This window comes from Acidovorax sp. SRI_002 (genome assembly GCF_057586455.1).
In genome coordinates this window covers 18,343-44,841 of record NZ_JBYCZW010000006.1, presented here as the reverse complement: position 1 = coordinate 44,841, position 26,499 = coordinate 18,343, and the positions used below count along the sequence as shown (strand labels likewise).

Genomic DNA, 26,499 nt, shown 5'->3' with positions numbered 1-26,499 from the left:
GTTCGACAAGCGCTCAGGCCATGCTGCGACAATCGCACCGCTATGACCAACGCCTACATCCTTACCCTGTCCTGCCCCGACCGCCTGGGGCTGGTGCATGCCGTTTCGGGCTTTTTGCTGGAGCACAGCGGCAACATCGAAGAAGCCGCGCAGTACAACGACCACGCCACCGGCCTGTTCTTCATGCGCGTTCAGTTTGCCTGCGACCAGCACGATCACGCAACGCTCAAGGCCCGCCTGGCCACGTTTGCAGAACCCTACAACATGCATTGGCGCCTGCACGCAACAGCTGCACCCATGAAAACCGTGCTCATGGTCAGCAAGGAGGGCCACTGCCTCAACGACCTGCTGTTCCGCTGGAAGAGTGGCCTGCTGCCCATCGACATCCGCGCCATCATCAGCAACCACCGCGACTTCTACCAGCTGGCGGCCAGCTACAACGTGCCGTTCCACCATATCCCGCTGACGGGCAGCACCAAAGCCCAGGCCGAAGCCAAGCAGCTTGAGATTATCGAGGGCGAAGGGGCCGAGTTGGTGGTATTGGCCCGTTACATGCAGATACTTTCTCTTGACCTATGTCAAAAGTTGGCCGGACGGGCGATCAACATCCACCACAGCTTCCTGCCCAGCTTCAAGGGCGCCAAGCCCTATTACCAGGCGCATGACCGGGGCGTGAAGCTGATCGGAGCCACGGCCCACTATGTCACAGCCGACCTGGACGAAGGCCCGATCATCGAGCAGGACGTGGCCCGCGCCGACCACACCGACACCGTGGAAGACCTCACGGCCCGGGGCCGCGACACCGAAAGCCAGGTGCTGGCCCGCGCCGTGAAGTGGCACAGCGAGCACCGCGTGCTGCTCAACGGCCACAAGACCGTCGTCTTCCGCTAACCCGCCAACCCGTTCTGCCCCATGGCCACGGCAGCCCCGTCCTCATCCTTCCTCAGCAGCGCAGCCCGGCGCATTCCGCCCATCCAGTGCCTGCTGACCTTTGAGGCCCTGGCCCGCCTGCGCAGCGTGACGCAGACGGCCGACGAGCTGTGCGTCACGCCTAGCGCCGTGAGCCACCGGGTCAAGCAGCTGGAGCAGATCCTGGGGGTGCGGCTGTTTGGCCGGGCCGATTTTTCGCTGACCACCGAGGGCAGCGCCTACTTGGCCCATGTGCGCGAGGGGTTGGGTGCGCTGCAGCGCTTTCCAGGCCAGGCGACCGCGCCGGGGCGGCGGCGGCTCAAGCTGGCCGTGACACCCACGTTTGCGCGCACCATCCTGATCCCGCGCCTGCGCCAGTTCACCGAGGCCTACCCCGAGATCGACCTGGCCCTGCAGGTCTCCATCCCGCTGCTGGACGTGGTGGCCGAGGATGCAGACCTGATGGTGCGCTTTGGCCCCGGCCACTATGCCGACGTGGAGCACGTAGAACTGGCCCGCGACGTGGTCACGCCCCTGGCCTCGCCCGCGTTCGTGCGCGAACACGGCCCCTTTGACCGCCCTGAAGACCTGGAGGGCGTGCCCCTGCTGCGCAGCCCGCTGGAGCCCTGGCGCACCTGGTTTGCTGCCACGGGCCTCGACTGGGCCGAGCCCAGCGAGGGCTCGCAGTTCAACGACATCGGCCTGATGTGCGACGGCGCCGCCGCCGGCATGGGCGTCGCCCTAGTGCGACTGAAGCTGGGCGCACCGTGGCTGGAGAACGGCACGCTGGTGCGCCTGTTTGACACCGACACTGCCAGCCCCCACGCCCACTACCTGTGCTGGCGCACCGGCACCATGGACCGGTGGGAATGCGCGGCGTTTGCCGAGTGGCTGCGCAAAACCATGGCGTAGTCGAGGCATCCCCCTGAATCGCCTTTGGCGCCTTCCCCCTTCTCTCGGCTGCGCCGGAAGGGGGACGCCGCCCTCGCTGCGGGGCGGCCCTTGCTCGGCGGCCCTCGCCCGAGCCGTGCCCTCCTCCACCAAGTTCAGGCAAAAATCAGCCCCAGCGCTTGTCCATCAAACGTTAGAAGCTATCAATTAGTGAGCGATTCGGTGTTTTTCACAAACACCTGCAGAAAACCTCACACCCCGCCCGTCCCCATCCCCTACAGTGGCGGCCATGATCACCGCCACTTCTTCCGCCCCGCTCCCGACACCCGCCGAACGCGCCGCGCGCCAGGCCGAGGTTGTCCAGGCCCTGGGCCGCGTGCTGCCCGCCCACGCACTGCTCTGGCACAACGAGGACACCACTCCGTACGAATGCGACGGCCTCACCGCCTACCGCCAGCGCCCGCTGGTGGTGTGCCTGCCCGAAACGTATGACGAGGTGCAGGCCGTGCTGCAGGTCTGCCACCGGCTGCAGGTGCCCGTGGTGGCGCGCGGCGCAGGCACGGGCTTGTCGGGCGGCGCCATGCCCCACGCCCTGGGCGTGACGATGTCGCTGGCCAAGTTCAACCGCATCCTCGACATCAACCCCGAAAGCCGCACGGCCGTGGTGCAGTGTGGCGTGCGCAACCTGGCGATCAGCGAAGCGGCGGCACCCTACAACCTCTACTACGCCCCTGACCCCAGCAGCCAGATCGCCTGCACCATCGGCGGCAACGTGGCCGAGAACTCGGGCGGCGTGCATTGCCTGAAGTACGGCCTGACGGTGCACAACGTGCTCAAGGTGAAGGGCTTCACGGTGGAAGGTGAGCCGGTGGAGTTCGGCAGCGAGGCGCTGGATGCGCCCGGCTACGACCTGCTGGCCGCTGTGATCGGCAGCGAGGGCATGCTGGCCGTGACCACCGAAGTGACGGTCAAGCTCATCCCCAAGCCCCAGCTGGCGCGCTGCATCATGGCCAGCTTTGACGACGTGCGCAAAGCGGGCGACGCGGTGGCCGCGGTCATCGCGGCTGGCATCATCCCCGCCGGCCTGGAGATGATGGACAAGCCCATGACCGCCGCCGTCGAAGACTTTGTGCACGCGGGCTACGACCTGACAGCCGAAGCCATCCTGCTGTGCGAAAGCGATGGCACGCCCGAAGAAGTAGAGGAAGAAATCGGCCGCATGAGCGACGTGCTCCGCGCTGCAGGCGCCACCGCCATTTCGGTCAGCAACGACGAAGCCGAGCGCCTGCGCTTCTGGAGCGGTCGAAAGAACGCCTTCCCCGCCAGCGGCCGCATCAGCCCCGACTACATGTGCATGGACTCGACCATCCCGCGCAAGCGCCTGGCCGACATCCTGCTGGCCATCCAGGAGATGGAAAAGAAATACCAGCTGCGCTGCGCCAACGTGTTCCACGCGGGCGACGGCAACCTGCATCCGCTGATCCTGTTCGACGCGAACGACGCCGACCAGCTGCACCGCTGCGAGCTTTTTGGCGCGGAGATTCTGGAGACCAGCGTGGCCATGGGCGGCACCGTGACGGGTGAGCATGGTGTGGGCGTGGAGAAACTCAACAGCATGTGCGTGCAGTTTTCTGCGGAGGAGAACGCGCAGATGTTCGGGCTCAAACATGCGTTTGACCCAGCGGGTTTGTTGAACCCGGGGAAGGTGATTCCGACGCTGAACCGGTGTGCGGAGTACGGGAAGATGCTGGTGCGCGGGGGGCAGATCAAGCATCCGGATTTGCCGCGGTTTTGAAGGGTGGCGGCCTTTGGCTCTGAGAAAGTGCAAAACGGGCGTGTGGGGCTTGCTGTAAATTTGTGCCAGTGTCTTTGCAAATTTTTGAGGCGCTAGCTCAGGCTCAAGCTACGTTCAAGAGAAGGCATGCGAAGAGCATCTCGCAACACCGCAGGACGCATTGCGCTAGGCCTTACTCCATCACACTACCAACTTCCTCCAATGACCAATCCACAAGTTCAAAACGTGCCACCAGAAGTGCTGCGCTATCTTCAAGGCCCGGCACCCGAAGCAAAGGAGTTTGATTTCCTCATTGGCCATTGGAATGTCGAGGCGACGCGATACAAGGAGGATGGAACTCCTGCGCTCAACTACTCGGCCTTGTGGAATGCCGTTCATCTGAATGAGGGCAGGATGATCATGGACGATTTCAAGGCGCTTGGTCCGACTGGCGCGCCAGTCTCATCATTCGTCACCCTGCGAACATATTCTGAAACTACAAAGCGTTGGGAGATCGTCGGACTACAGGCACTTCAACCAGCAGTCCCTACTGAGTGGCATGGGATATGGAGGGACGGCGAAATGCTCCTTGATGCCATCGCCACCCTACCTAACGGGCACCGTGTGCTCACAAAAATCCGCTTCTTCGAGATCACTCCAGACTCCTTCTCCTGGGAAAGCTCCATGAGTCTTGATCAGGGTGACACCTGGCGCAAAACGGCGTCTCTCAAAGCAAAGCGCAAGAGCTGAGATTCAGATCGATCACTGGAGGTGCCCTGGTAAGGGGTTCCTCCACGTAGTGGTTGCTTTTCTCAATTGCGCCAGCTGCCCTTGGTCGGTAGCAGTCAGAACAAACACGGGCGCTTCGCGCCGCGACCGCGAGGCCGAGCGAAGCAATGGCCAGTGTGGCTGTTCGCCCCCTGCTGGCTGCGCCTGCGGCGGGGCGGTTGCGGGGTGGGCATGCGCGTCGGAGCGCGCATGCCTCGTGAACTGACTCGCCGTGGTTGTCCGAGCGGCGCTGCGCAGCAGCAAAGCGAGTTCCACGGCGCACCCCGCAGCCGCCCCGACGCAGGTTTGCCCCTTCGCACAGCGAAGGGGTCGCAGACTGGGGGTCGCCTTTCTTTTGGGTACTTTTCTTTGGCGAAGCAAAGAACAAGTACCTCGCCCGCCGGGGCGAGTCCCGGCTTCCGCACTCAACACAAGCATGCTTTTCTAACCAGCACGCCCTGGCTTCGACAGGCTCAGCCCGAACGAGTGGTCAACTGCCCACCACCGCCCGCCAAATCTCCCCCGCGTGCGACACCGCAAACAGCACCAGCCCAATCAACCCACCCACCACCGTGCCGTTGATACGGATGTACTGCAAATCCTTGCCAATGTTCAGCTCGACCAGCTGCGTCATCTCTTCCGTATCCCACCGCCGCACGGTGTCCTCGATGTGCTGCGCAATGAACGCCGACACATCCGGCGCCAGCCCCTCCACCCACCGCTCCAGCCGGTCATTGAACGACTGCCGCAACGCCGCGTCCCCCGCCAGCGACTCGCCCAACCATAGCCCCAGCTTGCCCACCTGCCGCGCCAGCACCGAATCGGCATCGGCCAGGTCGCGTTGCAGAGCGCCGCGCAGATCCAGCCACAAGGTCTGCACATAACCTGCCACCGTGGCGTCGGTCTGCAGCCAGGAGCGGATCTCCTCGCCCTTGCGCTCCCATTCCGGGTCGCTGCGCAGGCGCTCGATAAAGCGCTGCACCGCCACATCAAACTGCGCACGCAGTGCGTGCTGCGGGTTGGCGGCCACATCGGCCATCAGGCTCTCCAGCGCGCGGGCCAGCAGGGCCGAGCCCTTGTCGCCCAGCCAGTCGCTGGGCAGCAACTTCTCGGTGCGCGGGTGGTCCTTCTTAAGCCAGGCCACGATGGACTGCGCGACCCAGGTACGGGTTTGCTCGTTCTGCAGCAGTTCGATGAGCTTGGCCAGCACGTCGTCCAGCAGCGCCTGGTGGCGGCCGTTGTGCGTGAGGGTGTCGAGCACTGCCGCCAGGGCACGCGACATATCCACCTGCCCGATCAAGGCACGCGCGGCCTTGTGGATGAAGCGCTCCACCTGCGCGTCTTGCACCGTCTCCAGCGCAGCCGATGCCAGGCGCGTGGCCTGGTGGCCCAGCAGCGCGGCGTTGCCGGGGGCAGTCAGCCACTGCGCCAGCCGCTCGGCGGCGTCGTGCCGGCGGATCAGAGACACCAGCGAGGGCACATCCAGGAACTTGTCGCGCACAAAGGTGGCCAGGTTGCGGCCGATGCGCGCCTGGTTGCGCGCAATGACCGCCGTGTGCGGAATGGGCAGGCCCAGCGGGCGCCGGAACAGCGCCACCACCGCAAACCAGTCGGCCAGCGCACCCACCATGGCGGCCTCGGCCATGGCTTTCACGCAGTTGAGCAGCAGGCCGCGTTCGACCACACTGGTGGCGATGAACACGGCCGTCACGAGCAACAACAGGCCCAGTGCCTGGCGCTTGGCCCGGCGCAAGGCGAGGGTTGCGCTTTCAGTCTCGGCGTTCATCCGGGCACGCCCGCCGACCTCGACCCCAATGTGTCAGGCAGCCGCCGCAATCTGGTCCAGCGCCTTCGACAGATGGCCCACCGTGCGGTCCACGTTGTGCCACTTCTCCAGGCCAAACAGGCCGATGCGGAAGGTCTTGAAGTCCGGCCCCTCATCGCACTGCAGCGGCACACCCGCAGCCGTCTGCAGGCCCACTTCCATGAACTTCTTGCCGTTCTGGATGCCGGGGTCGGTGGTGTAGCTCACCACCACGCCGGGCGCCTTGAAGCCGTCGGCCGCCACGCTGGGGAAGCCGCGCGATTCGAGCAGCGCCCGCACCTTGGCGCCCAATTCGATCTGCTCGTCACGCACCTTGGCAAATCCATATTCACGCGTCTCGGCCATCACCTCGCGCAGGCGCACCAGCGCATCCGTGGGCATGGTGGTGTGGTACGCGTGCTGGCCCTTTTCGTAGCCCTCGGCAATCTGCATCCACTTCTTGAGGTCGCACGAGAAGCTGCTGCTGGTGGTGCCCTCGATGGCTTCGCGCGCACGCTCGGACAGCATCACCATGGCGCAGCAGGGCGATCCGCTCCAGCCCTTTTGCGGCGCGCTGATGAGCACATCCACGCCCGTGGCCTGCATGTCCACCCACATCGCGCCCGACGCCACGCAGTCCAGCACAAACAGCGCGCCCACCTCATGCGCAGCCGCCGTCAGCGTGCGGATGTAGTCGTCCGAAAGGATGATGCCGCTGGCCGTTTCCACATGGGGCGCAAACACCACCTTGGGCTTTTCTGCGCGGATGGTAGCGGCGACTTCCTCAGCGGGGCATGGTGCCCAGGGCGCCTGCGGGCCACTGCCCTGCTGGCGCGCCTTGCACACCACGGAACCACCGCCCAGGCCCTTGTCGGCATCAAAGATCTGCGTCCAGCGGTAGCTGAACCAGCCGTTGCGCACGATGAGCACCTTCTCGCGGTTGGCGAACTGGCGGGCCACGGCCTCCATGCCGAAGGTGCCGCTGCCGGGCACCAGCACGGCGGTGTGGGCATGGTAGACCTCTTTGAGCGTGCCTAGGATGTCCTGCACCACGCCGGTGAAGCGCTTGGACATGTGGTTGAGCGCGCGGTCGGTGTAGACCACCGAAAATTCGAGCAAACCATCGGGGTCGATATCGGGCAAAAGGCCGGGCATAGGGGAGTCTCCGCGTGTGAAACTGGGGTACGAAAAAGGGACGATCAGGTCAGCTTATCATGGCCCCGCGCCACCCCAAGGCCGCGCGCCATGCAGCAAAAACCCTTCCGATTCCTGCCCACCGCACTGCCCGGCATCGAAGCGATGCAGGCCGACTCCCGCCTCGTCTTCGGCAGGCACATGCACTTGCAGTTCGGCCTCGGCGTGATCGAACGGGGTGCGCAGAAATCGGCCAGCGGCCGGGGGATTGTGGAATCGGGCCCAGGCGACACCATCACGGTCAACCCCGGCGAAGTCCACGATGGCATGCCGCTGGACGAGCGTGGACGCGCCTGGCGCATGCTCTACCTGGAGCCTGCCCTGGTGGCGCCATTGGCGGCAGAGGTGCATCCGGGCCCGCTCGGCTCCGCTTTCGAATTCCATGCTCCGACGATGCGCGATGCGCGGCTGGCGGCCCAGGTACTGGCGCTGTTCGACGCGGCCACCCACCGCCTCAACCACTCGGCCGCAGCGCTGCATGTGGAGGAATGCTTGTTGCAGGTGCTGGGCGGCCTGCTGCGACCGAAGGGCCACCAACAATCCGCCGCGTCCATCACCAGGGCTCGCACCATGATGGACGACGATCCCACCGCACCCTGGAGCCTCGCGCAACTGGCCGATGCAGCAAGTTTGAGCCGCTACCAGCTCGTGCGCCAATTTGCCCAGGCCACGGGCCTCACGCCACACGCCTACCTGCTGCAGCGCCGACTGCAGCTTGCGCGCCATCTGATGGGTGAGGGCACGCCCCTGGCTGATGTCGCCGCAGCGAGTGGCTTTGCCGACCAAAGCCACCTGACGCGCCTGTTCACGCGCAGCTTTGGCATCACACCAGGCGCCTACGTTCGCGCACGCAGCTGACAGCCCGGCCCCTGCAATTTCGTTCAAGACCGTTGTGCGGGGGTTGGCGGATGCTGCGGGCATCGCCACTTCACGCCGCCGCGCGGCCTCTCGCCATGGGCATCGAATTCCTCATCACCTCTCTCATCGTGGTCGTCTCGCCGGGGCCAGGAACCCTGCTGACCGTGGCGGCCGGGCTCTCGGGCGGCGCGCGGGCCGCCGCCGTGACGGCGCTGGGCTGCACGCTCGGCATCGTGCCGCACCTGCTGGCGGCGATCACCGGGCTGGCCGCACTTCTCAACGCCAGCGCTACGGCATTCGAAGTCCTGCGCTACGCGGGGGTCGCCTACCTGGTCTACATGGGCTGGGCCACGTGGCGCTCGCCCGCCACACTGGAGGTTCGCACTGACGCACCCGCACGCACAGCCGGCGGGCGTATCGCGGAAGCCATGCTGATCAACCTGCTCAACCCCAAGCTGTCGCTGTTCTTCCTCACCTTTCTGCCGCAGTTCATCGCACCGGGTGAAGCGCAGCCCGCGTGGCGCATGGTCCAGCTCTCGCTGGTCTTCATGGCCATGACCTTTGTGGTGTTCTTGGGCTATGGCGTCTTTGCCGCCCGGTTTCGTGACCAGGTGCTGCAGCGCCCCGGCACGCTGGTGTGGCTGCGCCGCGGCTTTGCGGCCGCGTTTGTCGGGCTCGGCGCAAAGCTCGCCCTGATGCACCGATAGGCACCACCGTGTCAGGTGCCGTGCTGCTTCACCAGGTATCGATGCAACGTGGACCCAGCGGCGCCACCTGCGCCGATGCCAACCCCCGCGCCAGCCAGGCCCGCGTGTCCGCCGGGTCGATCACCGCATCGATCTCCAGCGTGGCGGCCATGTGCATCGCCTCGCCGTTGGCGTAGGACTTGGCCAGCAGCTTGGCAAACAGCGCGTCGCGCTCGGCGCCCTCGGGCAGCGCCTCCAGCTCCTTGCGAAAGCCCAGGCGCACGGCGCCTTCGAGCCCCATGGCGCCGAACTCGCCCGTGGGCCAGGCGACAGTGAACACGGGCGCATGGAAGCCCCCGGCCGTCATGCCCATGGCGCCCAGGCCGTAACCCTTGCGCAGCACCACGCTGAAGGTGGGTACGCGCAGGCTGGCGGCGGTGACGAACAGGCGGCTCACGTGGCGCACCTGGGCCGTGGCTTCGACCTCGGGGCCGACCATGAAGCCGGGCGTGTCCACCAGGCTCACGATGGGCAGACCATGCGCGTTGCACAGCTGCATGAAGCGCGCGCCCTTGTCGGCCGCATCGGCGTCGATGGCGCCACCCAGGTGTTGCGGGTTGTTGGCCAGCAGGCCCACGGGGCGGCCTTCGATGCGCGCGAGTGCGGTGTGGATGCCCGCACCGAAGCCGGTGCGCAGCAGCAACAGGCTGCCCTCGTCCACCAGGCCGGCCATCGCCGTGCGGGTGTCGTACACCCGCAGGCGGTTCTCGGGCACCACGGCGCGCAGCAGGCGCTGGTCGGGTGCAGACCACTGCGATGTGCGGCCCTGGAAGAACGACAGGTAGTGGCGCGCGGCCTGCACCGCCCCGGCCTCGTCATCGACCAGCACGTCGATCACGCCGTTGGCATGCTGCACGCGGCTCGGGCCGATCTGCTCGGGCTTGAAGATGCCCAGCCCGCCGCCTTCGATCATGGCCGGGCCGCCCATGCCGATGTTGCTGGCGCGTGTGGCAATGATGACGTCGCTGCAGCCCAGCAGCGCCGCGTTGCCCGCAAAGCAGCGGCCTGCGGCAATGCCGATCACCGGCACCTGGCCCGACAGCGCCGCGTAGCTGGCGAAGGTGTGCACATGCAGCCCCGCCACCACGGGCATGTCGGTGTCGCCCGGGCGCCCGCCGCCGCCCTCGGCGAACAGCACCACCGGCAGCTTCTGCGCCAGCGCGATGCCGAGCATGCGGTCGGTCTTGGCGTGGTTGCGTGCGCCCTGGGTGCCCGCGAGCACTGTGGCGTCGTACGACATGACCACGGCGCGGGACTTCTCGTCGCCAAACAGTGCGCCGTTGATGCCGCCAATGCCCGTGACCATCCCATCGGCGGGCGTGTTGGCGATGAGGTCCTCCTTGCTGCGGCGGCGCGCCTGCGCGGCGATGGCGAGGGCGCCATATTCGATGAAGCTGCCGTCATCGCACAGGTCGGCAATGTTCTCGCGCGCGGAGCGGCCACCTTGCGCGTGGCGCTTGGCCATGGCGTCGGGGCGCGCCGCGTCGAGCGTGAAGGCGTGGCGGTCGATCACGCGTTGCAGGTCGGCGCGGATGTGGTCGGGGTCGTGCGCAGCGCTGCCCTGCACTTCGACATCGGCCGCATCATCCACCGCGTCCAGCACCAGCAGCGGCTGCCCCTGCACGACGTAGCCACCGGCCACGGCCAGCAGCGCGCCGACGCGGCCCGCGTGTGGGGCCAGCAGCACGTGCTCCATCTTCATGGATTCGAGCACGGCCAGCTCGGCGCCGGCAGCGACCACGTCGCCCTCGGCCACGCTCAGCTGCACCAGGCGGGCGGGCATGGGGGCCAGCACGGCACCTTCGGGTGCAGGCATTGAGAAATTTGAGTATTTTTGGCCGCTAGCGCTTGATGGATAAGCGCTGGCAGCTATGTTTTTGGAAGCACCCAGCAATTCAGGTAACACGGATTCCAGCCAGCGCGTGTGCACCTGCTGGCTCTCCATCTCGGGCCGTGTTGCCAGCGCCTGCAGCAGCGCGAGGTTGGTGGCCACGCCCTCGATGCGGCACTCGGCCAGCGCGCGCTGCGAGCGGCGCAGCGCATCCGCAAAGTGCGGGCTGCGCGTGTGCACGATGAGCTTGGCCAGCAGCGTGTCGTAGTGCGGCGACGGCGTGGCGCCTGCTGCGCCGTGCGTGTCCACGCGCACTCCGGGGCCTGCGGGCAGGTCAAAGCGGCTGAGCGTGCCGCTGCCTGGGGTGGCGTTGCCCTGCGCGTCCAGCGTCTCGGCGTTGATGCGCCACTGCACGGCAAAGCCCAACACGGCAGGCGGTGCGGAAGGGTCGAGGCCGATGTCCTGCAACGTGCGGCCCGCGGCCAGCGCAATCTGCGCCTGCACCAGGTCCACGCCGGTCACTTCTTCGGTGATGGTGTGCTCCACCTGCAGGCGTGGGTTGCATTCGATGAACACAAACGGCAGGTCGTTCGACGCCAAGTCCACCAGAAACTCGAAGGTGCCCAGGCCTTCGTACTGCACCGCCCGCGCCATGGACAGTGCGGCGGTGGTGATGCGCTCGCGCAGCGCTGCGGGCAACGAAGGGCTAGGCGCGATCTCCACCACCTTCTGAAAGCGCCGCTGCAGCGTACATTCGCGCTCGCCCAGAGCGATCACCTCGCGCCCATCGCCCACCACCTGCACCTCGATGTGGCGGGCGTTGCCCATCAGGCGCTCCACGTACACGCCGTCCACACCAAAGGCGGCCTGCGCCTCGCTGCGGCAGCGCGCGTAAGCAGCGGGCAAGTCATCGGCCGACGCCACCGCGCGCATGCCCCGCCCGCCGCCGCCACCGATGGCCTTGATCACGATGCCGGCGTGGGCGTGCTGCGCAAAGAAGGCCTGCGCCTCCTGCAGCGTCACCGCCGCCTGCGTGCCGGGCATGAGCGGCACGCCCTGCTGCTGCGCCAGCGCACGGGCCTGCGCCTTGTCGCCGAACAACGCGAGCTGCGCAGGCGTGGGGCCGATGAAGCGCAACCCGGCGTCGGCGCACGCGCAGGCGAAGTCGGCGCGCTCGCTCAAGAAGCCGTAGCCCGGGTGCACGGCATCGCAGCCCTGCGCCTGGGCAATGGCAATGAGGCGCGCACCGTCCAGGTACGCCGCCGGGCCGGTCGCGCCCAGCGCCACGGCCGCACTGGCTGCGTGCACATGGGGGCTGGCGGCGTCATCGTCGGCATACACGGCCACGCTGGTGATGCCCAGGTCGTGCAGGGCGCGCACGGTGCGCAGTGCGATTTCGCCCCGATTGGCAACCAGCACTTTGGTGAACAGAACAGAAGATGGCATGGGGCAGTCGCTATGTTTTGTATAGCTACCAGCGCATACTCATCAGGCGCCAGCAGCCAATTTCTCATTCAATCAAGCAATATCCCGAAGTAGGCGGCGCAGCACTTTGCCAGCACCGGTGGCGGGCAGTGCGTCGATGAAACGCACCTCGCGCGGGGCCTTGTAGGGCGCCATGTTCTCGCGGCACCAGGCCACAAGGTCAGCGGCGTCCACATCCTGGCCGGGCTTCTTGACGATGAAGGCGCGCACCACCTCGCCCTTTTCCGCATCGGGCACGCCAATCACAGCGGCCTGGGCCACGGCGGGGTGTTTGATGAGCAGGGTCTCGACCTCTTCGGGGAACACGCTGTAGCCCGACACCTTGATCATTTCCTTGAAACGGCCGATGAAGGTGAGGTAGCCGTCCGCATCGATTTGGCCCATGTCGCCGGTGTAGACCCAGCCGTCACGCAGGGTCTTGGCCGTGGCCTCGGGCTTGTTCCAGTAACCCTTGAAGTTGCCGGGGCCGTGGATGGTGATCTCGCCGACCTCGCCAACGGGCAGGGGCGCGCCGGTGTCGGGGTCGACGATGCGCAGGGTGTTGCCCGGCACGGGCTTGCCCTGGGTGCCCCAGCGGATCGCGTCCACCGGCATGGCAGTGTCCACGGTGTGGGTTTCCGACAGGCCATAGGCCGCCTCGTGCGCAATGCAGTTCGGCGCGAACTGCTGCCACTGCTGGGCCAGCGCCTCGGTGAAGGTGATGCCGAAGCTCGTGACCGGGTTGCGGCGCAGCGCGCTCCAGTCCATGTCGCGTGCGCCGGGCACCTGCATGAGCGCGCCGTTCATGGGCGCGATGCTGTACCACCAGGTCACGCGGTGGCGCTCCAGCGCCTGGGCCACGCCCAGTGGGTCAAAACGGTACAGCAGCACGGCGGTGGCGCCGGTATAGACGGGCAGGTTCACGCCCATCACCATGCCGGCAATGTGGTACAGCGGCGCCACGGCCAGCAGCGTTTCGTGCGGCGTCATGCCGTTGCAGTCGGCCGATGCAGCGGTCTTGAACGTGGCATTGCCATAGCTCAGCATGGCGCCCTTCGGTAACCCGGTGGTGCCCGAGGTGTAGGTCATGAGCGAGATGTCGTCCATCGACAAGGTCACTGGCGCAGGCCGTGCGCCCGTGCGGGTGGCGGCCAGGAAGTCTTCGCAGCCCGCAGGCACCGGCGCCATGGCGGCGCGCATGGCCAGCAGCTCGGCGGGTACGTCGATGCTGGGCTCGCCCTCGGGCAGCAGTTCGGCATAGCGCACCACAAACACCTGCTGCAGCGCGGTCTTGGCGCGCACCTTGTCCACCACGGGCAGCAGCACATCGGCCGCGACGATCACGCGCGCCTGCAAGTCGGTGAGCTGGTACTCCAGCTCATGCTCCTTGTTCAGCGGCCCGCAAGGGCAGACGATGGCGCCGATCTTCTGGATGCCGTAGTGCGCCATCACGTACTGCGGGCAGTTGTTCATGAACAGTGCCACGGGCTCGCCCTTGGCCACACCCAGCGCCTGCAGGCGCGCGGCAAATGCATCACTAGCGGCGTCGAGCTGCGCCCACGTGAGGGGCTGGCCGTACCAGAGGTAGGCGATGCGGTCGGGCGTTTCGCGCGCGTGGCGGCGCAGGTGTTCGTGCAGCGGCAGCTGCGGTGCGGCAGAAGGCATGGCGTTGTCTCCGAGGTGTCTGGAATCGCTGGTTCTTGGCGGCCACTCAGGGTTTTCTCTGAGCGCCCTCACCCGCCAGCGTCTTGCCAATATATACCGCTCGGTAGAACAATGCTACCCATGGGTATAACTTCAACGTCGCGCAAAGGACACCGATGAACCAGCAGCCCCCCGTGCAGGCCAGCGGCCGCCAGAAGGCCGCCACGGCCGGGTCGGACGAAAAGCGCGAGCGCATCCTGCGCGCAGCCGAGGCGCTGTTCGATGCGCAGGGCTACGCCAATACCACCATCGAGCAGATCGTGCAGCAGCTGGGCGTGACCAAGCCCTTTGTGTACTACTACTTTCGCAACAAGCAGGAGATCTTCGAGACGCTGTCGTGGGCGCCTGCCGTGGCGTGTTTCACTGCGATGGACTTTGCGGCGGACGATGACCGGCCTGCCCATGTGAAGGTGACGGAAGGCATCGAGCGGCTGATCCGCGCCACGCTGGAGCACCACCCATCGGCGTTCTTCCCGTACCGCGAACCGCAGGTCTACCGGCCCGAGTACCTGGCGGCGCAAAAGGATCTGGCGAACCACTTCTACGACCGGCTGTGCGCGCTGCTCGAACAGGGCCGCGACGACGGCATGTTCGAGTTCAACGACACCAAGATCACCGCGCTGGCCGCATGCAGCCTGCCCGGCTTTCTCTACAACTGGTACCGCCCTGACGGCCGCCTGTCGCAAGACGAGGTGGCGCAGGAGCTGGCGCAGCTGGCCTGGCGTGTGCTGGGGCTGCGGCGAACCCGCAAGCGCAACCCAGCCTGACGCGCACCGCAGCACCCCTACACCAAGCACAACAACCACCGGAGACAAAACCCATGAAAACCGTGTTCCTCACCCCCCTGGCCGCTGCGGCGGCACTACTCATCGGCCCGGCCGCCAGCGCGCAGGAGACCTTCAAGGTCGCCTACATCGACCCGCTGTCGGGCCCGTTCGCCAACGTGGGTGAGCTGATGCTCACCCACACGCAGTACGCCATCGAGGACATCAACGCCAAGGGCGGCGTGCTCAAGGGCACCAAGCTGCAGCTGCTGCAGTTCGACAGCAAGCTCTCGGCGCAAGAGAGCCAGAGCGCGCTGCAGGCCGCCATTGACCAGGGGGCCAAGGCCATCGTGACGGGCGGCTCGGGCTCATCGGTGGTCACGGCGCTGGTACAAGCAGCGGCGCGCCACAACCAGCGCAACCCGGGCAAGGAGATCCTGGTGCTGAACCACTCCTCCATCGACCCCGAGCTGACGGGCAAGGCGTGCAACTTCTGGCACTTCCAGTTCGAGGCCAACACGGCCATGAAGATGAAGGCGATTGCCAACTACATCAAGAAGCAGCCGGACATCAAGAAGGTCTACCTGCTGAACCAGGACTACGCCCATGGCAAGCAGTGGGCGCACTATGGCCGCGAGATGGTGGGCCTGGCGCGGCCCGACATCCAGTTTGTGGGCGAGGCGCTGCACCCCATCGGCCGCGTGAAGGACTTTGCACCCTACCTCGCCAAGGTCAAGAGCACGGAGGCCGACTCGGTCATCACCGGCAACTGGGGGCAGGACATGACGCTGCTGCTCAAGGCGGCGGGTGACGCGGGCTACAACCTGCGCTACTTCAACCACAGCGCGGGCTCCATCCCCGGCACGGTGCTGGCGGTATCGCAGGCCAAGCAAGGCCAGCTGACCTGGGTGGCCGAATGGCACCCCGGACAGGCCGACACCCCCAAGGTGGACGCGCTGGCCAAGACCTACAAGACCAAGACGGGCAAGGACTTCCTCGCGCCGCGCATCGAGATGACGCCGCGCTTCCTCGCCGCCGCCATCAACAAGGCCCAGTCCACCGACCCGGTGAAGGTGGCTCGCGCGCTGGAAGACCTGACGATTGATTCGGTGGTGGGCCCGGTGCGCATGCGCGGCGAAGACCACCAGCTGCTGCTACCCCAGGTGGTCAACACCATCGCGCCGGTGGACGGCAAGGCCGTGAAGGTGGGCTGGGAAGGCACGAACTATGGCTTTCGCACCGATGCCGCCTACACCGGCAATGAAATAGCCCAAGGCACCGAGTGCAAGATGACGCGGCCTTGATGCCACGGCGCCGAAGGGCGCCGAAATCCCCACAGCGGCAACCGCCACAGGCCGCCGCTACCATGGCCGGTCATTGCATTCATTGACCCGACCCACAAGGACCGCGCCCATGCCCGACTTTCGCAGCGACACCGTCACCCAGCCCACGCCCGCCATGCGCGAGGCCATGTTCAAGGCCCCGCTGGGCGACGATGTGTTTGCCGACGACCCTTCAGTGAACGCACTGCAGGAACATGCCGCCGAGCTGCTGGGTTTCGAGGCTGCGCTGTTCGCCCCCTCGGGCACGCAGACCAACCTGATCGCACTGTGGGGCCACTGCCAGCGCGGCGACGAGGCCATCGTGGGCCAGAGCTGGCACACCTACCGCTGGGAGGCGGGTGGCATGGCGGTGCTGGGCTCCATCCAGCCCCAGCCCGTGGAAACGCAGCCTGACGGCACCCTGCGTCTGGCCGACATCGCCGCCGCGATCAAGCCCGACGACCCGCACTTTGCCCGCACCCGCCTGGTGGTGCTGGAGAACACGACCGGCGGCCAGGTGTTGCCCCCCGCCTACATCGCCGAGGTGGCACAGCTGGCGCGCAGCCGGGGGCTGGCAATGCACCTGGACGGCGCACGCATGTTCAACGCTGCCACGGCCAATGCCGCGCGCAACGGCACCGATGTGTATGCGGAAGCGCGCGCGCTGTGCAGCCACTTTGATTCCACATCGCTGTGCCTGAGCAAGGGCCTGGGCGCGCCCGTGGGCTCGCTGGTGCTGGGCTCGCGCGACTTCATCCGGCAGGCGCGCCGCACCCGCAAGATTTTGGGCGGCGGCATGCGGCAGGCGGGTGTGCTGGCGGCTGCCGGCCACTACGCGCTGCAGCACCATGTGCGGCGCCTGGCGGAAGACCACGCCCGCCTGGACCGGCTGGCGCAAGGGCTGGCTGAAGCCAACCGCAGCCACCCTGTGCTGCAGGGCAAGCTCACCGTGCTGCCGTGGCAGACCAACATCCTCTTCACCGACCTGCACGCAGAGGTGGCCCTAGCCTTCACCGCCTGGCTGGCGCAGCACGGCGTGCGCGTCACCAGCAGCCTGTATGGCGGCGCCACCCGGCTGCGCTGGGTGACGCACCTGGATGTGAGCGAGGAGGATGTGACGGCAGCGCTGGATTGCGTGGCGCGCTTCACGCTGCCGGGCTGAGCCCGCTCAGGCGGCGGGGTAGGTCCGTCCACCAAACACGCCGGTGCCCACGCGCACCAGCGTGCTGCCCGCCCGGATGGCGGCCTCCAGATCAGCCGTCATGCCCAGGGACAGGGTGTCGAACTTCCCCAGGCCCGGTCCGCCCAAGGCAGATATTTGGTCAAAAAGCCTCTTGGCGCTGGTGTGGATTGCCAGTTGCGCTTCAAATTCAGGAGCATGGTCCGGAATGCTCATGAGCCCCCGCACCACCAGCCGTGGCAGTTTTGCGACAGCCCGCACCAACTCCAGCGTTTCAGCAGGAGCCACACCTGACTTGGTGGGGCCTCCATCGATATTGACCTGGATACATATCTGCAGCGGCGGCAGGTGATCGGGCCGCTGGGCCGACAGGCGCTCGGCGATCTTGAGCCGGTCCACCGTATGCACCCAGCCAAAGTGCTCGGCCACCAGGCGGGTCTTGTTGCTCTGAATGGGGCCTATGCAGTGCCACTGCAGCGCCACATCGGGCAAGGCGGCGCGCACAGCCGCAATCTTGTCCACGCCTTCCTGGATGTAGTTTTCGCCGAAGTCGCGCTGGCCGGCGGCCACGGCCTCCAGCACCGCATCGGCGCCAAAGGTCTTGGAAACGGCCAGCAAGGAAACGCTGGCCGGATCGCGCCCGGCGGCTTTGCACGCCTGCGCCATCCTGCCCAGAACCTGTTGGAGGTTGTTAGCAATCGTGGTCATAATGTTTGGCAAGCGTACCAAACGATAGAGGGATTCCGTGGACATTACCCAACTGCTCGCGTTCAGCGTCAAGAACAAGGCCTCCGACCTGCACCTCTCCGCAGGCCTGCCGCCCATGATCCGGGTCCACGGCGATGTGCGGCGCATCAACGTCGATGCGCTGGACCACAAGACGGTGCATGCCATGGTGTACGACATCATGAGCGACGCGCAGCGCAAGACGTATGAAGAGTTTCTGGAAGTCGACTTCTCTTTTGAAATCGAAGGCCTGGCACGTTTTCGCGTCAACGCCTTCAACCAGAACCGGGGCGCCGCCGCCGTGTTCCGGACGATTCCAAGCAAGATCCTGACGCTGGAGCAGCTCAACGCACCCAAGATCTTCGGCGACCTGGCCCTCAAGCCGCGCGGCCTGGTGCTGGTGACCGGGCCTACGGGCTCGGGCAAATCCACCACGCTGGCCGCCATGGTCAACTACCTCAACGAAACCGAATACGGCCACATCCTCACGGTGGAAGACCCGATCGAGTTCGTGCACGAATCCAAGAAGTGCCTGATCAACCAGCGCGAAGTGGGGCCGATGACGCTGTCGTTCGCTGCCGCGCTGAAGTCCGCACTGCGCGAAGACCCAGACGCCATTCTGGTGGGTGAAATGCGCGACCTCGAAACCATCCGCCTGGCCATGACGGCGGCGGAAACGGGCCACTTGGTGTTTGGCACACTGCACACCTCCAGCGCTGCCAAGACGATTGACCGGATCATCGACGTGTTCCCGGCCGAAGAAAAGGAAATGGTGCGTGCGATGTTGTCCGAATCGCTGCAGGCCGTGATCTCGCAGACACTGTGCAAAACCAAGGATGGCTCGGGCCGCGTGGCCGCGCACGAGATCATGCTGGGCACCAGCGCCATCCGCAACCTGATTCGCGAGGCCAAGGTGGCGCAGATGTACTCCACCATCCAGACCAGCAACAGCGTGGGCATGCAGACGCTGGACCAGAACCTCACCGACCTCGTGCGCCGCAACATCATCAGCCCGGCCGAGGCCCGCAGCAAGGCCAAGATCCCCGAGAACTTCCCTGGCTGAGCCCCCCGCAGCACACACCCATGAACGACTTTGCGGCCCCTGCAGGCGCCGCATACCGGAGCCCGATATGAAAGGCATTCTGAGCCTTCTGAAAATAAAAACCCGGGGCGGCAAGCCTGCGGAAGACCACACGGATTCCGTGCTGTTCTCCACGGCCTTTGCAGGCCAGGGCGTAGACGATTCGATGCTGGTGCCCTGGGAGGCACGTGCCGTGGAAGTAGGCGCCAAACGCCTGCCCACCAGCCGAGGCGGCAAGCTGCTGCAAGGTCTGTGGGCCAAAGACAAATACATGGCGCACCTGGACAAGGACGCCGTGGAGCGCATGGAGCGCTTCTTCGAATTTGCGGCCATCCCGTCCAACCGCGATGTGATCCGCCAGGACGAGTACGGCAATTTCATGGTGGTGCTGCTCACGGGCACCATCGCCGTGGACCGTGTGCAGCCCTGGGGCGAGCAATTGCGCCTGGCCGAGACGCGGCCCGGTGACATCCTGGGCGAGATGTCGCTGCTCGACAGCGGCATCCGCTTTTCGGCCTGCACCACGCTCACTGACTGCGAGATCGCCGTGCTGAGCGCCGAAGCCATGGACGACATGATGACCAAGGACCCGCAGCTTGCAGCCAGCCTGATTGCACTGCTGGCCCGCAAGCTGTCGCTGCGCCTGCGTGTGGTGAGTGCGCGCCTGAGCGACAACCACAAGTAATGATGCGTCAAGACAAGATCAATGATCGTCCAGCCGACGAACAGCCCCGGGAGAACTTCTGATGGAACGCGATCAGGCCAGTAAATTTATCAATGACCTGCTCAAGTTGATGGTGGGCCGCAACGGCAGCGACTTGTTCATCACCGCAGACTTTCCACCCGCCATCAAGGTGGATGGCAAGGTGACCAAGGTGTCGCCCCAGCCGCTCTCCCCCAACCATACGCTCACGCTGGCGCGCGCCATCATGAGCGACAAGCAGGTGGCCGACTTTGAACGCACCAAGGAGTGCAACTTCGCGATCTCGCCCTCCGGTATCGGCCGCTTTCGCGTCAACGCCTTCATCCAGCAGGGGCATGTGGGCATGGTGATGCGGACGATTCCGCTCACGCTGCCCACCATCGACGGCCTGGGCGTGCCGCAGGTGCTCAAGGAAGTGACGATGACCAAGCGCGGCCTGTGCATCCTGGTGGGTGCCACGGGCTCGGGTAAATCGACCACGCTGGCCGCCATGGTGGACTGGCGCAACGAGAACTCGTTCGGCCACATCATCACGGTGGAAGACCCGGTGGAATTCGTGCACCCACACAAGAACTGCGTGGTCACGCAGCGCGAAGTGGGGCTGGACACCGACAGCTGGGAAGCGGCCCTCAAGAACACGCTGCGCCAGGCGCCCGACGTGATCCTGATGGGCGAAATCCGCGACCGCGAGACCATGGAACATGCCGTGGCCTTTGCCGAAACCGGCCACCTGTGCCTGGCCACGCTGCACGCCAACAGCGCCAACCAGGCGCTGGACCGCATCATCAACTTCTTCCCTGAAGAGCGCCGCGCGCAGCTGCTGATGGATTTGTCACTGAACCTGCGCGCTATGGTCTCGCAGCGCCTGATCCCCAAGCAGGACGGCAAGGGCCGTGCGGCTGCGGTGGAGATCATGCTGAACACGCCGCTGATCTCCGACCTGATCTTCAAGGGCGATGTCTCCGAGATCAAGGAGATCATGAAAAAGAGCCGCAACCTGGGCATGCAGACCTTTGACCAGGCGCTGTTCGACCTGTACGAGGCCAACGTGATCAGCTACGAAGACGCGCTGCGCAACGCCGACTCGCTCAATGACCTGCGCCTGCAGATCAAGCTCAACAGCCAGCGCGCCAAGTCGCCAGACCTGGCCTCGGGTACCGAGCATTTCGCGATCGTGTGACAAACCCCTGAGCGGCTGCGCCGCTTCTCCCTTCTCTCGCGCGGCGCGCGGGAAGGGGGACGACGCCAGTGGCCTGGCAAAGCCAGTTCCACGGCGTCCGCTGGCCCAGGCCGCACCAGTTTCAAACGCCGTCGACATGGCGGCCTTTTCTCACAAGAACCATTTCCATGCCAAGCACCAACCCCCGCAACTACGACGCCACCCCTTCCCGCAAGGTCGCCTTTCTGTGCTTGGGTGTGATGGGCTACCCGATGGCCGGACACCTTGCACTGGCCGGGCATGAGGTGACGGTTTACAACCGGACCGCTACCAAATCAATAGCTTGGTGCGCAGAGTATGCAAGCGCCAAGGCGCCAAAACATGCTGCAACGCCGCGCGAAGCCGCTGCGGGCGCGGACATCGTGTTCTGCTGCGTGGGCAACGACGATGACCTGCGCTCTGTGACGCTGGGAGCGGACGGCGCCTTTGCGGGCATGAAGCCGGGTGCGATTTTTGTGGACCACACCACGGCATCGGCCGAGGTGGCGCGCGAGCTGTACGCAGCCGCCCAGGCGTTGGGCCTGCAGTTTGTGGATGCCCCCGTGTCGGGCGGCCAGGCTGGCGCGCAGAACGGCCTGCTCACCGTGATGTGCGGCGGCGATGCCGCAGCCTTCGAGGCAGCCCAACCCGTGGCCATGGCGTTCTCGCGTGCCTTCACGCTGCTGGGTGCCAGTGGCTCGGGCCAGCTGGCCAAGATGGTCAACCAGATCTGTATTGCCGGGCTGGTGCAGGCCCTGTCCGAGGCCGTGGCCTTTGGCCAGAACGCGGGGCTGGACATGAAACAGGTCCTCGACGTGATCGGCAAAGGCGCCGCCCAAAGCTGGCAGATGGACAACCGTGGCAAGACCATGGTGGACGGCAAGTTCGACTTTGGCTTTGCCGTGGACTGGATGCGCAAGGACCTGGGCCTGGTGCTCGATGAGGCCAAGCGCAACGGTTCACGCGTGCCGGTGACGGCCCTGGTGGACCAGTTTTATGCCGATGTGCAGAAAATGGGGGGCAACCGCTGGGATACATCGTCCCTCATCCAGCGGTTGAAATAGGCTCCCCCCTGAGTCGCTTCGCGCCTTCCCCCCTGAGGGGGGACGCACCCGGTGGCCCGGCAAAGCCGGTTCCACGGGCGCGCTGGCTTGTGCAGCGCCGGTTTCACGCCGCAGCGCGCGGGGCAAAATCCCCAAGAAAAAATCCCGGGCCGCAGGATGCGGGCCGGGATTTTTGCTGCACGGGTGGTTGGCTGTGCTGGCCGCCAAGCCTGCTAAACGGCCTTCAGCCCCCAGAGGGCTTGGTGTCATCCGTGGTGACGGGTGCAGGTTGCGGAGCGATGCGGCGCAGTTCTTCTTCCGAGACAATCTCGAACACACGCACCACCTTGCTCACGCCGCTCACCCCGCGCGCAATCTCGGTGGCGCGGTTGGCTTCGCGCTGCGACACGCGGCCCATCAGATAGACAACGTTGCGCTCGGTCACCACCTTGAAGGAATTGGCCGAGATGTCCTGCGCGTCCACCAGGCTGGCCCGCACCTTGCCGGTGATGAAGGTGTCGTTGGAACGCTGGCTCAGGGTGCTGGAGAAGGTGGTGATGGTCAGGTCGTTCACCACCGAGCGCACGTTCTCCACCTGCGACACCAATTGCTCGACGGCCTGGCGCTCCTGCGTATTAGGGACTTCGCCCGTCAGCAGGGCCTGGCGGTTGTAGCTCGTCACGTTCACGTGCACGCGGTCGCCAAACGTCTCGCGGATACGGTTGGCCGCGCGCAGTTCGATGCCTTCATCCTCGATCTGGGTGCCCGCCGTGCGGCGGTCCACGGCCATCACGCCACCCACCACGGCGCCCCCGACGATCAGCGGCGCGCAGGCCGACAGGCCTGCAGCGAGGGCGGCAGCGGCCAGCACGGTGCACACCGTGCGCTGGGTACGGTTCATGGTTGTTTGCTTCATAGCGGATTCTCCTGTTCACCAAGTAACTGGGCGTCCACACCATCGCTCAGGCAATGCAGCACCAGGGCATGGACTTCGCGCACGCGCGCTGCGCGGTCGTGGGGCACGCTGATCAACACGTCGGTTTCGCGCAGCATGGCGGCAAGCTTGCCGCCGGTGCGGCCGGTCAGCACCACCACGGTCATGTCGCGCTCGTGGGCGGCTTCGGCAGCGGCCAGCAGGTTGGCGTCGTTGCCGGACACCGACAGGGCCAGCAGCACGTCACCGGCCTGGCCCAGCGCACGCACCTGGCGGGCAAACTGCTGGGCGGCGTCGTGACTGCCTCCTGTGGCGGCCGTCAGCAGCGTGCTGTCGGAGGTCAGGGCCAGCGCTGCCAGCTCGGGGCGTTCGCGCTCGAAACCCGCCACGCAAAACGCAGCGAACTGCTGCGCCTCGGCGGCCGAGGGGCCGTTGCCACAGGCCAGCACCTTGCCGCCGCTGGTCACACAGGCCAGGACGGCCTGCACGGCGGCGGCGATGGGATGGCTCAAAACCTGCGCCGCCTGGTACTTCAGGTCGGCGCTGTCGATGAAATGCTGTTGGATGCGTTGCTCAAGCATGAGGGCTCGATGATACCCGCCGCGTGTTACAGCTTTTGTAGCAAACCGTAGTCACTGGCATTGCGTTGGAGCCCGAATGGGGGACAGGGAACGGATGGGGTCACTGCGCATCAAAGGCAGCCTTGAGCCACTGCACCGAAGCCTCGACCAGCACCACATCAAAACGGCAGGGCGGCGGCGATGGCAGGCGCAGCAGGTACTGCCGGGCCGCAAAAATGATGCGCTGCTGCTTGGTGGCACCGATGCTGGCCCCCGCGCCGCCAAACGCACTGCCCGCCCGGCTGCGCACTTCGACAAACACCAGCGTGCCGTCGCGCTCGCGCATGACCAGATCAATCTCGCCACCGCCGCGTCCGGGCGTCCGATAATTGCGCACCACCAGTTGCAGGCCAGCCGCCTGCAGATGGGCCAAGGCCTGGTCCTCCGCCACATTGCCGCGTTCGCGCGTGGTGGCGGCAGGGGCAGCCGGGCCAGAGCCCCCCGCCGGTTTTCTCTTTCCAAGGAATTTCATTGAGCGCATCTTTCGCTTCAGCCCAGGGCGCCGCGCGCGAAGCGGCGGCTGCGCAGCATTATCCCGAGGGCGCCTTGTACGTGGTGGCCACGCCCATCGGCAATCTGGCCGACATCACCCTGCGCGCGCTGCACGTGCTGCAAATGGCCGACACCGTGGCCTGCGAAGACACGCGCCACACGCAGTCCATGCTGCGCGCCTACGGCATCGACAAGGGTGCCGCCCAGCTGCTGGCCGTGCACCAGCACAACGAGGCCGAGGCCGCGCAGAACGTGGTGCAGCGGCTGCAGCTGGGCCAGCGCGTGGTGTATGTGAGTGACGCTGGCACGCCCGGCGTGAGTGATCCTGGCGCCCGGCTCGTGGCCGCCGTGCAGGCGGCCGGCCTGCGGGCCGTGCCCCTGCCGGGCGCCAGCAGCATCACCACAGCGCTGAGCGTGGCGGGTGCCGTGGCCCACAGCACTGAACATGGCGGCTTCGTGTTTGCGGGCTTCCTGCCCGTCAAGAACGCGGAACGCGCCACGGTGATTGCGCAGCAGCTGGCCCCGGAGCCGCGCTGCGTGGTCCTGCTTGAAGCTCCCCACCGCATCAACGAGCTGGCCCAGGCCCTGGCGGTGCTGGGTGATCGTCCGGTAACGCTGGCACGGGAGCTGACCAAGCAGTTCGAGGAAGTGACCACGCGGCCCGCCCGGGAGCTGACAGCCTGGCTGGACGGCGCACCCCAGCGCTCGCGCGGCGAGTTTGTGGTGCTGCTGCACCCGGTGGCGGTGGCCAGCGACGATGGCGCCAGCCTGCGGGTGTTGCGCCTGCTGGTGCAGGAGCTGCCGCTGAAAACCGCCGTGCGCCTGGCTGCCGAGATCACGGGTGCATCGCGCAATGTGCTGTACGACACAGCCCTGGCGTGGAAGCGCAGCGGCGCGAGCGGGGAAGATGAGGACGAAGCAGGCGACGCCGGGAGCTGATAGCACCTCGGATTTCAGGCCAAATTGGCACCTAGCGCTTTATGGACAAGCGCTGATAGCTATATTTTTAATAGCATTTCATCCGCCACAGCGAATCCACCACCGGCCCTGGTGCCGCCGCCCCCTCCGGATCTATCGCCCTGACACCGCCAACCCGGCCGCCACCCCGCCAAACAAATCGCCTTCCACCTGGGGAGTGTCGGGAAACGCCGCTTTGAGCGCCTGCCGCAGCGGCCGCAGGGCCGACGAGCCCCCGGTGAGATAGATCGCATCCAGCCCCTGCACACCCAAGCCCGCCAGCTGCACACATTCCTGCGCGCAGGCGACCACCTGTTCGAGGGGCTGCAACAGGGACTGCGCCAGTCCCTCCGGTGTCACGGCGGCACCGAGCCCGGCCTCGATCCAGTCCAGCGGCATGGGCGCTTCGGCATCGGCCAACGAGGCCGCAATCTTGGCCTGCTCCACCGTGTTGGCCATGCGGTGCCCCAGGCGCTCGTGCAGCACCCGCATGAGCCGCGCGTGCAGCCGCGCATCGGAATAGTCGGTGCGCAGGTTCTGCGCATCGCGCAGTGCACGCGGCGAGTACAGCCACTGGATCAGGTGCCAGGTGGACAGGTCAAAAAACACCCGGCTGGGCACCTCGCGCCCCGTGGGCCCGGTGTGCCGAAACCCTAGCAAGGGCATCAACAGGTCCAGGCTCAGCCGCCGGTCAAAGTCGGTGCCGCCCACGTGCACGCCGGTGGTGGCCAGCACATCACTGCCACGCGCGGCACGCGCCATGCGCTCCGGCCCCAGCCGCACCACCGTGAAGTCCGAGGTACCGCCGCCAATGTCCACCACCAACACCAGCGACTCGTGCGCGATGCGCTGTTCGTAGTCCAGCGCTGCGGCAATCGGCTCCAGCTGGAACGACACCTCGGCAAACCCCGCATCCAGCGCAGCCTGGCGCAACGCATCTTCCGCCTGCTGATCGCGGTCGGCATCCCCATCCACAAAATGCACCGGCCGCCCCATCACCACCCGGGCAGGCATGCCGCCCAGCTCATCGCGCGCCTTTTGCACCAACATGCGCAAGAAGAGGCTGATGATGTCCTGGTAGCTCACCATCTTGTTGTGCACCGCCGTCTTGTCCTGCAGCAGCGCACTGCCGAGCAGGCTCTTGAGCGACCGCATCAGGCGCCCCTCGGTGCCTGCCAGATACTGGCCCACGGCATCGCGACCAAAGTGCGTGCGGTGATCCTCTGCGTTGAAGAACAGTGCGGTGGGCAGTGTGTGCGCACTCCCTTCCAGCGCAATCATCCGCGCCAACCCCGCCCCCTGGCGCACTGCCATCGCGGAGTTGGAAGTGCCAAAGTCGATACCGAGGGTGGTGTCCTTCAGGAGGGGCATGGGTGAAGTGTCGAAGCGATGAGGAAGTGTTCAACGCACACCGGCCACAGCCTCGGTGAACGCAAACATCGGATGCGGTGCTGCGGCGAGAAGAATGCTCTGGGCAGCTTGGTGGCGCGACAGGAGACCCGTCCAACGCCTCTCCGAAGCACGACCCAGCGCCGT

General features: G+C 66.1%; 23 protein-coding genes. 14 read left to right on the top strand and 9 right to left on the bottom strand.

The window, feature by feature from the left end; all coding sequences use genetic code 11:
- Positions 1–42 precede the first annotated feature (42 nt).
- From purU to AC2YJX_RS17095, 4 genes are all read left to right on the top strand, one after another.
- Positions 43–891 carry a formyltetrahydrofolate deformylase gene (gene purU / locus AC2YJX_RS17110; RefSeq protein ID WP_121507789.1) on the top strand — a complete coding sequence of 283 codons (849 nt, stop codon included), beginning with the start codon at positions 43–45 and terminating at the stop codon, positions 889–891.
- Between the two features lie 21 nt (positions 892–912).
- Positions 913–1,821: a LysR substrate-binding domain-containing protein gene (locus tag AC2YJX_RS17105; RefSeq protein ID WP_487256748.1), complete on the top strand. Its 909-nt coding sequence runs from the start codon at positions 913–915 to the stop codon at positions 1,819–1,821.
- Between the two features lie 268 nt (positions 1,822–2,089).
- Positions 2,090–3,595: an FAD-linked oxidase C-terminal domain-containing protein gene (locus AC2YJX_RS17100; protein ID WP_487256747.1), complete on the top strand. Its 1,506-nt coding sequence runs from the start codon at positions 2,090–2,092 to the stop codon at positions 3,593–3,595.
- A 201-nt stretch (positions 3,596–3,796) separates the two neighbouring features.
- Complete coding sequence (locus tag AC2YJX_RS17095) at positions 3,797–4,324, top strand: hypothetical protein (RefSeq protein WP_218299048.1); 528 nt, start codon at positions 3,797–3,799, stop codon at positions 4,322–4,324.
- Between the two features lie 508 nt (positions 4,325–4,832).
- Here AC2YJX_RS17095 and AC2YJX_RS17090 read toward each other — a convergent pair.
- A complete protein-coding gene (locus AC2YJX_RS17090; protein ID WP_487256746.1) occupies positions 4,833–6,128 on the bottom strand; it encodes a DUF445 domain-containing protein in 1,296 nt (431 codons plus the stop codon).
- Between the two features lie 33 nt (positions 6,129–6,161).
- A complete protein-coding gene (locus AC2YJX_RS17085; RefSeq protein ID WP_487256745.1) occupies positions 6,162–7,301 on the bottom strand; it encodes a pyridoxal-phosphate-dependent aminotransferase family protein in 1,140 nt (379 codons plus the stop codon).
- Between the two features lie 90 nt (positions 7,302–7,391).
- Between AC2YJX_RS17085 and AC2YJX_RS17080 the strand changes: the two genes are divergently transcribed.
- Positions 7,392–8,198: an AraC family transcriptional regulator gene (locus AC2YJX_RS17080; protein WP_487256744.1), complete on the top strand. Its 807-nt coding sequence runs from the start codon at positions 7,392–7,394 to the stop codon at positions 8,196–8,198.
- Between the two features lie 95 nt (positions 8,199–8,293).
- Positions 8,294–8,905: a LysE family translocator gene (locus tag AC2YJX_RS17075; protein ID WP_487256743.1), complete on the top strand. Its 612-nt coding sequence runs from the start codon at positions 8,294–8,296 to the stop codon at positions 8,903–8,905.
- A 28-nt stretch (positions 8,906–8,933) separates the two neighbouring features.
- Here the strand turns inward: AC2YJX_RS17075 and AC2YJX_RS17070 are convergent, their stop codons facing one another.
- Together AC2YJX_RS17070 and AC2YJX_RS17065 are read right to left on the bottom strand one after the other, a co-directional pair.
- Entirely contained in the window at positions 8,934–12,206 is a 3,273-nt protein-coding gene (locus tag AC2YJX_RS17070) for an acetyl-CoA carboxylase family protein (protein WP_487256982.1), read from the bottom strand.
- Between the two features lie 87 nt (positions 12,207–12,293).
- Complete coding sequence (locus AC2YJX_RS17065; RefSeq protein ID WP_487256742.1) at positions 12,294–13,904, bottom strand: AMP-binding protein; 1,611 nt, start codon at positions 13,902–13,904, stop codon at positions 12,294–12,296.
- 155 nt (positions 13,905–14,059) lie between these two features.
- Here AC2YJX_RS17065 and AC2YJX_RS17060 point away from each other — a divergent pair, with 155 nt between their 5' ends.
- The 3 genes from AC2YJX_RS17060 to ltaE all read left to right on the top strand — a co-directional run bounded on the left by AC2YJX_RS17060 (position 14,060) and on the right by ltaE (position 17,191).
- Positions 14,060–14,710: a TetR/AcrR family transcriptional regulator gene (locus tag AC2YJX_RS17060; protein ID WP_063459232.1), complete on the top strand. Its 651-nt coding sequence runs from the start codon at positions 14,060–14,062 to the stop codon at positions 14,708–14,710.
- A gap of 53 nt (positions 14,711–14,763) precedes the next feature.
- Positions 14,764–16,011 carry a branched-chain amino acid ABC transporter substrate-binding protein gene (locus AC2YJX_RS17055; protein ID WP_487256741.1) on the top strand — a complete coding sequence of 416 codons (1,248 nt, stop codon included), beginning with the start codon at positions 14,764–14,766 and terminating at the stop codon, positions 16,009–16,011.
- Between the two features lie 109 nt (positions 16,012–16,120).
- Positions 16,121–17,191, top strand: a complete 1,071-nt coding sequence (gene ltaE, locus AC2YJX_RS17050; protein WP_487256740.1) for a low-specificity L-threonine aldolase — start codon at positions 16,121–16,123, stop codon at positions 17,189–17,191.
- Positions 17,192–17,197: 6 nt separating this feature from the next.
- Here ltaE and AC2YJX_RS17045 read toward each other — a convergent pair whose 3' ends face one another.
- On the bottom strand, positions 17,198–17,917 hold the full coding sequence (locus tag AC2YJX_RS17045; RefSeq protein ID WP_487256739.1) for a YggS family pyridoxal phosphate-dependent enzyme: 720 nt from the start codon (positions 17,915–17,917) through the stop codon (positions 17,198–17,200).
- Between the two features lie 37 nt (positions 17,918–17,954).
- On the opposite strand from AC2YJX_RS17045, the gene AC2YJX_RS17040 reads away from it, so the two are divergent.
- From AC2YJX_RS17040 to AC2YJX_RS17025, 4 genes are all read left to right on the top strand, one after another.
- Complete coding sequence (locus tag AC2YJX_RS17040; protein ID WP_055398404.1) at positions 17,955–18,998, top strand: type IV pilus twitching motility protein PilT; 1,044 nt, start codon at positions 17,955–17,957, stop codon at positions 18,996–18,998.
- Positions 18,999–19,065: 67 nt separating this feature from the next.
- Positions 19,066–19,701 carry a Crp/Fnr family transcriptional regulator gene (locus tag AC2YJX_RS17035; protein ID WP_487256738.1) on the top strand — a complete coding sequence of 212 codons (636 nt, stop codon included), beginning with the start codon at positions 19,066–19,068 and terminating at the stop codon, positions 19,699–19,701.
- Between the two features lie 61 nt (positions 19,702–19,762).
- Entirely contained in the window at positions 19,763–20,899 is a 1,137-nt protein-coding gene (locus tag AC2YJX_RS17030; RefSeq protein WP_055398402.1) for a PilT/PilU family type 4a pilus ATPase, read from the top strand.
- A gap of 167 nt (positions 20,900–21,066) precedes the next feature.
- Positions 21,067–21,981 (top strand): NAD(P)-dependent oxidoreductase, encoded by a 915-nt coding sequence (locus AC2YJX_RS17025; protein WP_487256737.1) that lies wholly within the window; start codon positions 21,067–21,069, stop codon positions 21,979–21,981.
- Positions 21,982–22,204: 223 nt separating this feature from the next.
- On the opposite strand, the gene AC2YJX_RS17020 is transcribed toward AC2YJX_RS17025, so the two are convergent.
- The 3 genes from AC2YJX_RS17020 to AC2YJX_RS17010 all read right to left on the bottom strand — a co-directional run bounded on the left by AC2YJX_RS17020 (position 22,205) and on the right by AC2YJX_RS17010 (position 23,986).
- Entirely contained in the window at positions 22,205–22,876 is a 672-nt protein-coding gene (locus AC2YJX_RS17020; protein ID WP_228897601.1) for a BON domain-containing protein, read from the bottom strand.
- The gene (locus AC2YJX_RS17015; protein ID WP_121422035.1) at positions 22,873–23,475 is read right to left on the bottom strand and encodes an SIS domain-containing protein; all 603 of its coding nucleotides are present in this window, start codon (positions 23,473–23,475) and stop codon (positions 22,873–22,875) included. The genes AC2YJX_RS17020 and AC2YJX_RS17015 overlap by 4 nt, the downstream gene beginning before the upstream one ends.
- A 100-nt stretch (positions 23,476–23,575) precedes the next feature.
- Positions 23,576–23,986, bottom strand: coding sequence for a YraN family protein (locus AC2YJX_RS17010; RefSeq protein WP_487256736.1), 411 nt, complete (start codon positions 23,984–23,986; stop codon positions 23,576–23,578).
- Here AC2YJX_RS17010 and rsmI point away from each other — a divergent pair.
- Positions 23,986–24,945, top strand: coding sequence for a 16S rRNA (cytidine(1402)-2'-O)-methyltransferase (gene rsmI / locus AC2YJX_RS17005; protein ID WP_055398397.1), 960 nt, complete (start codon positions 23,986–23,988; stop codon positions 24,943–24,945). The genes AC2YJX_RS17010 and rsmI overlap by 1 nt on opposite strands.
- A gap of 132 nt (positions 24,946–25,077) precedes the next feature.
- Here the strand turns inward: rsmI and AC2YJX_RS17000 are convergent, their stop codons facing one another.
- A complete protein-coding gene (locus tag AC2YJX_RS17000) occupies positions 25,078–26,334 on the bottom strand; it encodes an Hsp70 family protein (protein WP_487256735.1) in 1,257 nt (418 codons plus the stop codon).
- Between the last annotated feature and the right edge of the window lie 165 nt (positions 26,335–26,499).

Excerpts from the sequence above, each read along its gene's own strand:
- purU (WP_121507789.1), top strand. The coding sequence starts at position 43 with ATGACCAACGCCTACATCCTTACCCTGTCCTGCCCCGACCGCCTGGGG.
- AC2YJX_RS17105 (WP_487256748.1), top strand. The coding sequence starts at position 913 with ATGGCCACGGCAGCCCCGTCCTCATCCTTCCTCAGCAGCGCAGCCCGG.
- AC2YJX_RS17100 (WP_487256747.1), top strand. The coding sequence starts at position 2,090 with ATGATCACCGCCACTTCTTCCGCCCCGCTCCCGACACCCGCCGAACGC.
- AC2YJX_RS17095 (WP_218299048.1), top strand. The coding sequence starts at position 3,797 with ATGACCAATCCACAAGTTCAAAACGTGCCACCAGAAGTGCTGCGCTAT.
- AC2YJX_RS17090 (WP_487256746.1), bottom strand. The coding sequence starts at position 6,128 with ATGAACGCCGAGACTGAAAGCGCAACCCTCGCCTTGCGCCGGGCCAAG.
- AC2YJX_RS17085 (WP_487256745.1), bottom strand. The coding sequence starts at position 7,301 with ATGCCCGGCCTTTTGCCCGATATCGACCCCGATGGTTTGCTCGAATTT.
- AC2YJX_RS17080 (WP_487256744.1), top strand. The coding sequence starts at position 7,392 with ATGCAGCAAAAACCCTTCCGATTCCTGCCCACCGCACTGCCCGGCATC.
- AC2YJX_RS17075 (WP_487256743.1), top strand. The coding sequence starts at position 8,294 with ATGGGCATCGAATTCCTCATCACCTCTCTCATCGTGGTCGTCTCGCCG.
- AC2YJX_RS17065 (WP_487256742.1), bottom strand. The coding sequence starts at position 13,904 with ATGCCTTCTGCCGCACCGCAGCTGCCGCTGCACGAACACCTGCGCCGC.
- AC2YJX_RS17060 (WP_063459232.1), top strand. The coding sequence starts at position 14,060 with ATGAACCAGCAGCCCCCCGTGCAGGCCAGCGGCCGCCAGAAGGCCGCC.
- AC2YJX_RS17055 (WP_487256741.1), top strand. The coding sequence starts at position 14,764 with ATGAAAACCGTGTTCCTCACCCCCCTGGCCGCTGCGGCGGCACTACTC.
- ltaE (WP_487256740.1), top strand. The coding sequence starts at position 16,121 with ATGCCCGACTTTCGCAGCGACACCGTCACCCAGCCCACGCCCGCCATG.
- AC2YJX_RS17045 (WP_487256739.1), bottom strand. The coding sequence starts at position 17,917 with ATGACCACGATTGCTAACAACCTCCAACAGGTTCTGGGCAGGATGGCG.
- AC2YJX_RS17035 (WP_487256738.1), top strand. The coding sequence starts at position 19,066 with ATGAAAGGCATTCTGAGCCTTCTGAAAATAAAAACCCGGGGCGGCAAG.
- AC2YJX_RS17030 (WP_055398402.1), top strand. The coding sequence starts at position 19,763 with ATGGAACGCGATCAGGCCAGTAAATTTATCAATGACCTGCTCAAGTTG.
- AC2YJX_RS17025 (WP_487256737.1), top strand. The coding sequence starts at position 21,067 with ATGCCAAGCACCAACCCCCGCAACTACGACGCCACCCCTTCCCGCAAG.
- AC2YJX_RS17020 (WP_228897601.1), bottom strand. The coding sequence starts at position 22,876 with ATGAAGCAAACAACCATGAACCGTACCCAGCGCACGGTGTGCACCGTG.
- AC2YJX_RS17015 (WP_121422035.1), bottom strand. The coding sequence starts at position 23,475 with ATGCTTGAGCAACGCATCCAACAGCATTTCATCGACAGCGCCGACCTG.
- AC2YJX_RS17010 (WP_487256736.1), bottom strand. The coding sequence starts at position 23,986 with ATGAAATTCCTTGGAAAGAGAAAACCGGCGGGGGGCTCTGGCCCGGCT.
- AC2YJX_RS17000 (WP_487256735.1), bottom strand. The coding sequence starts at position 26,334 with ATGCCCCTCCTGAAGGACACCACCCTCGGTATCGACTTTGGCACTTCC.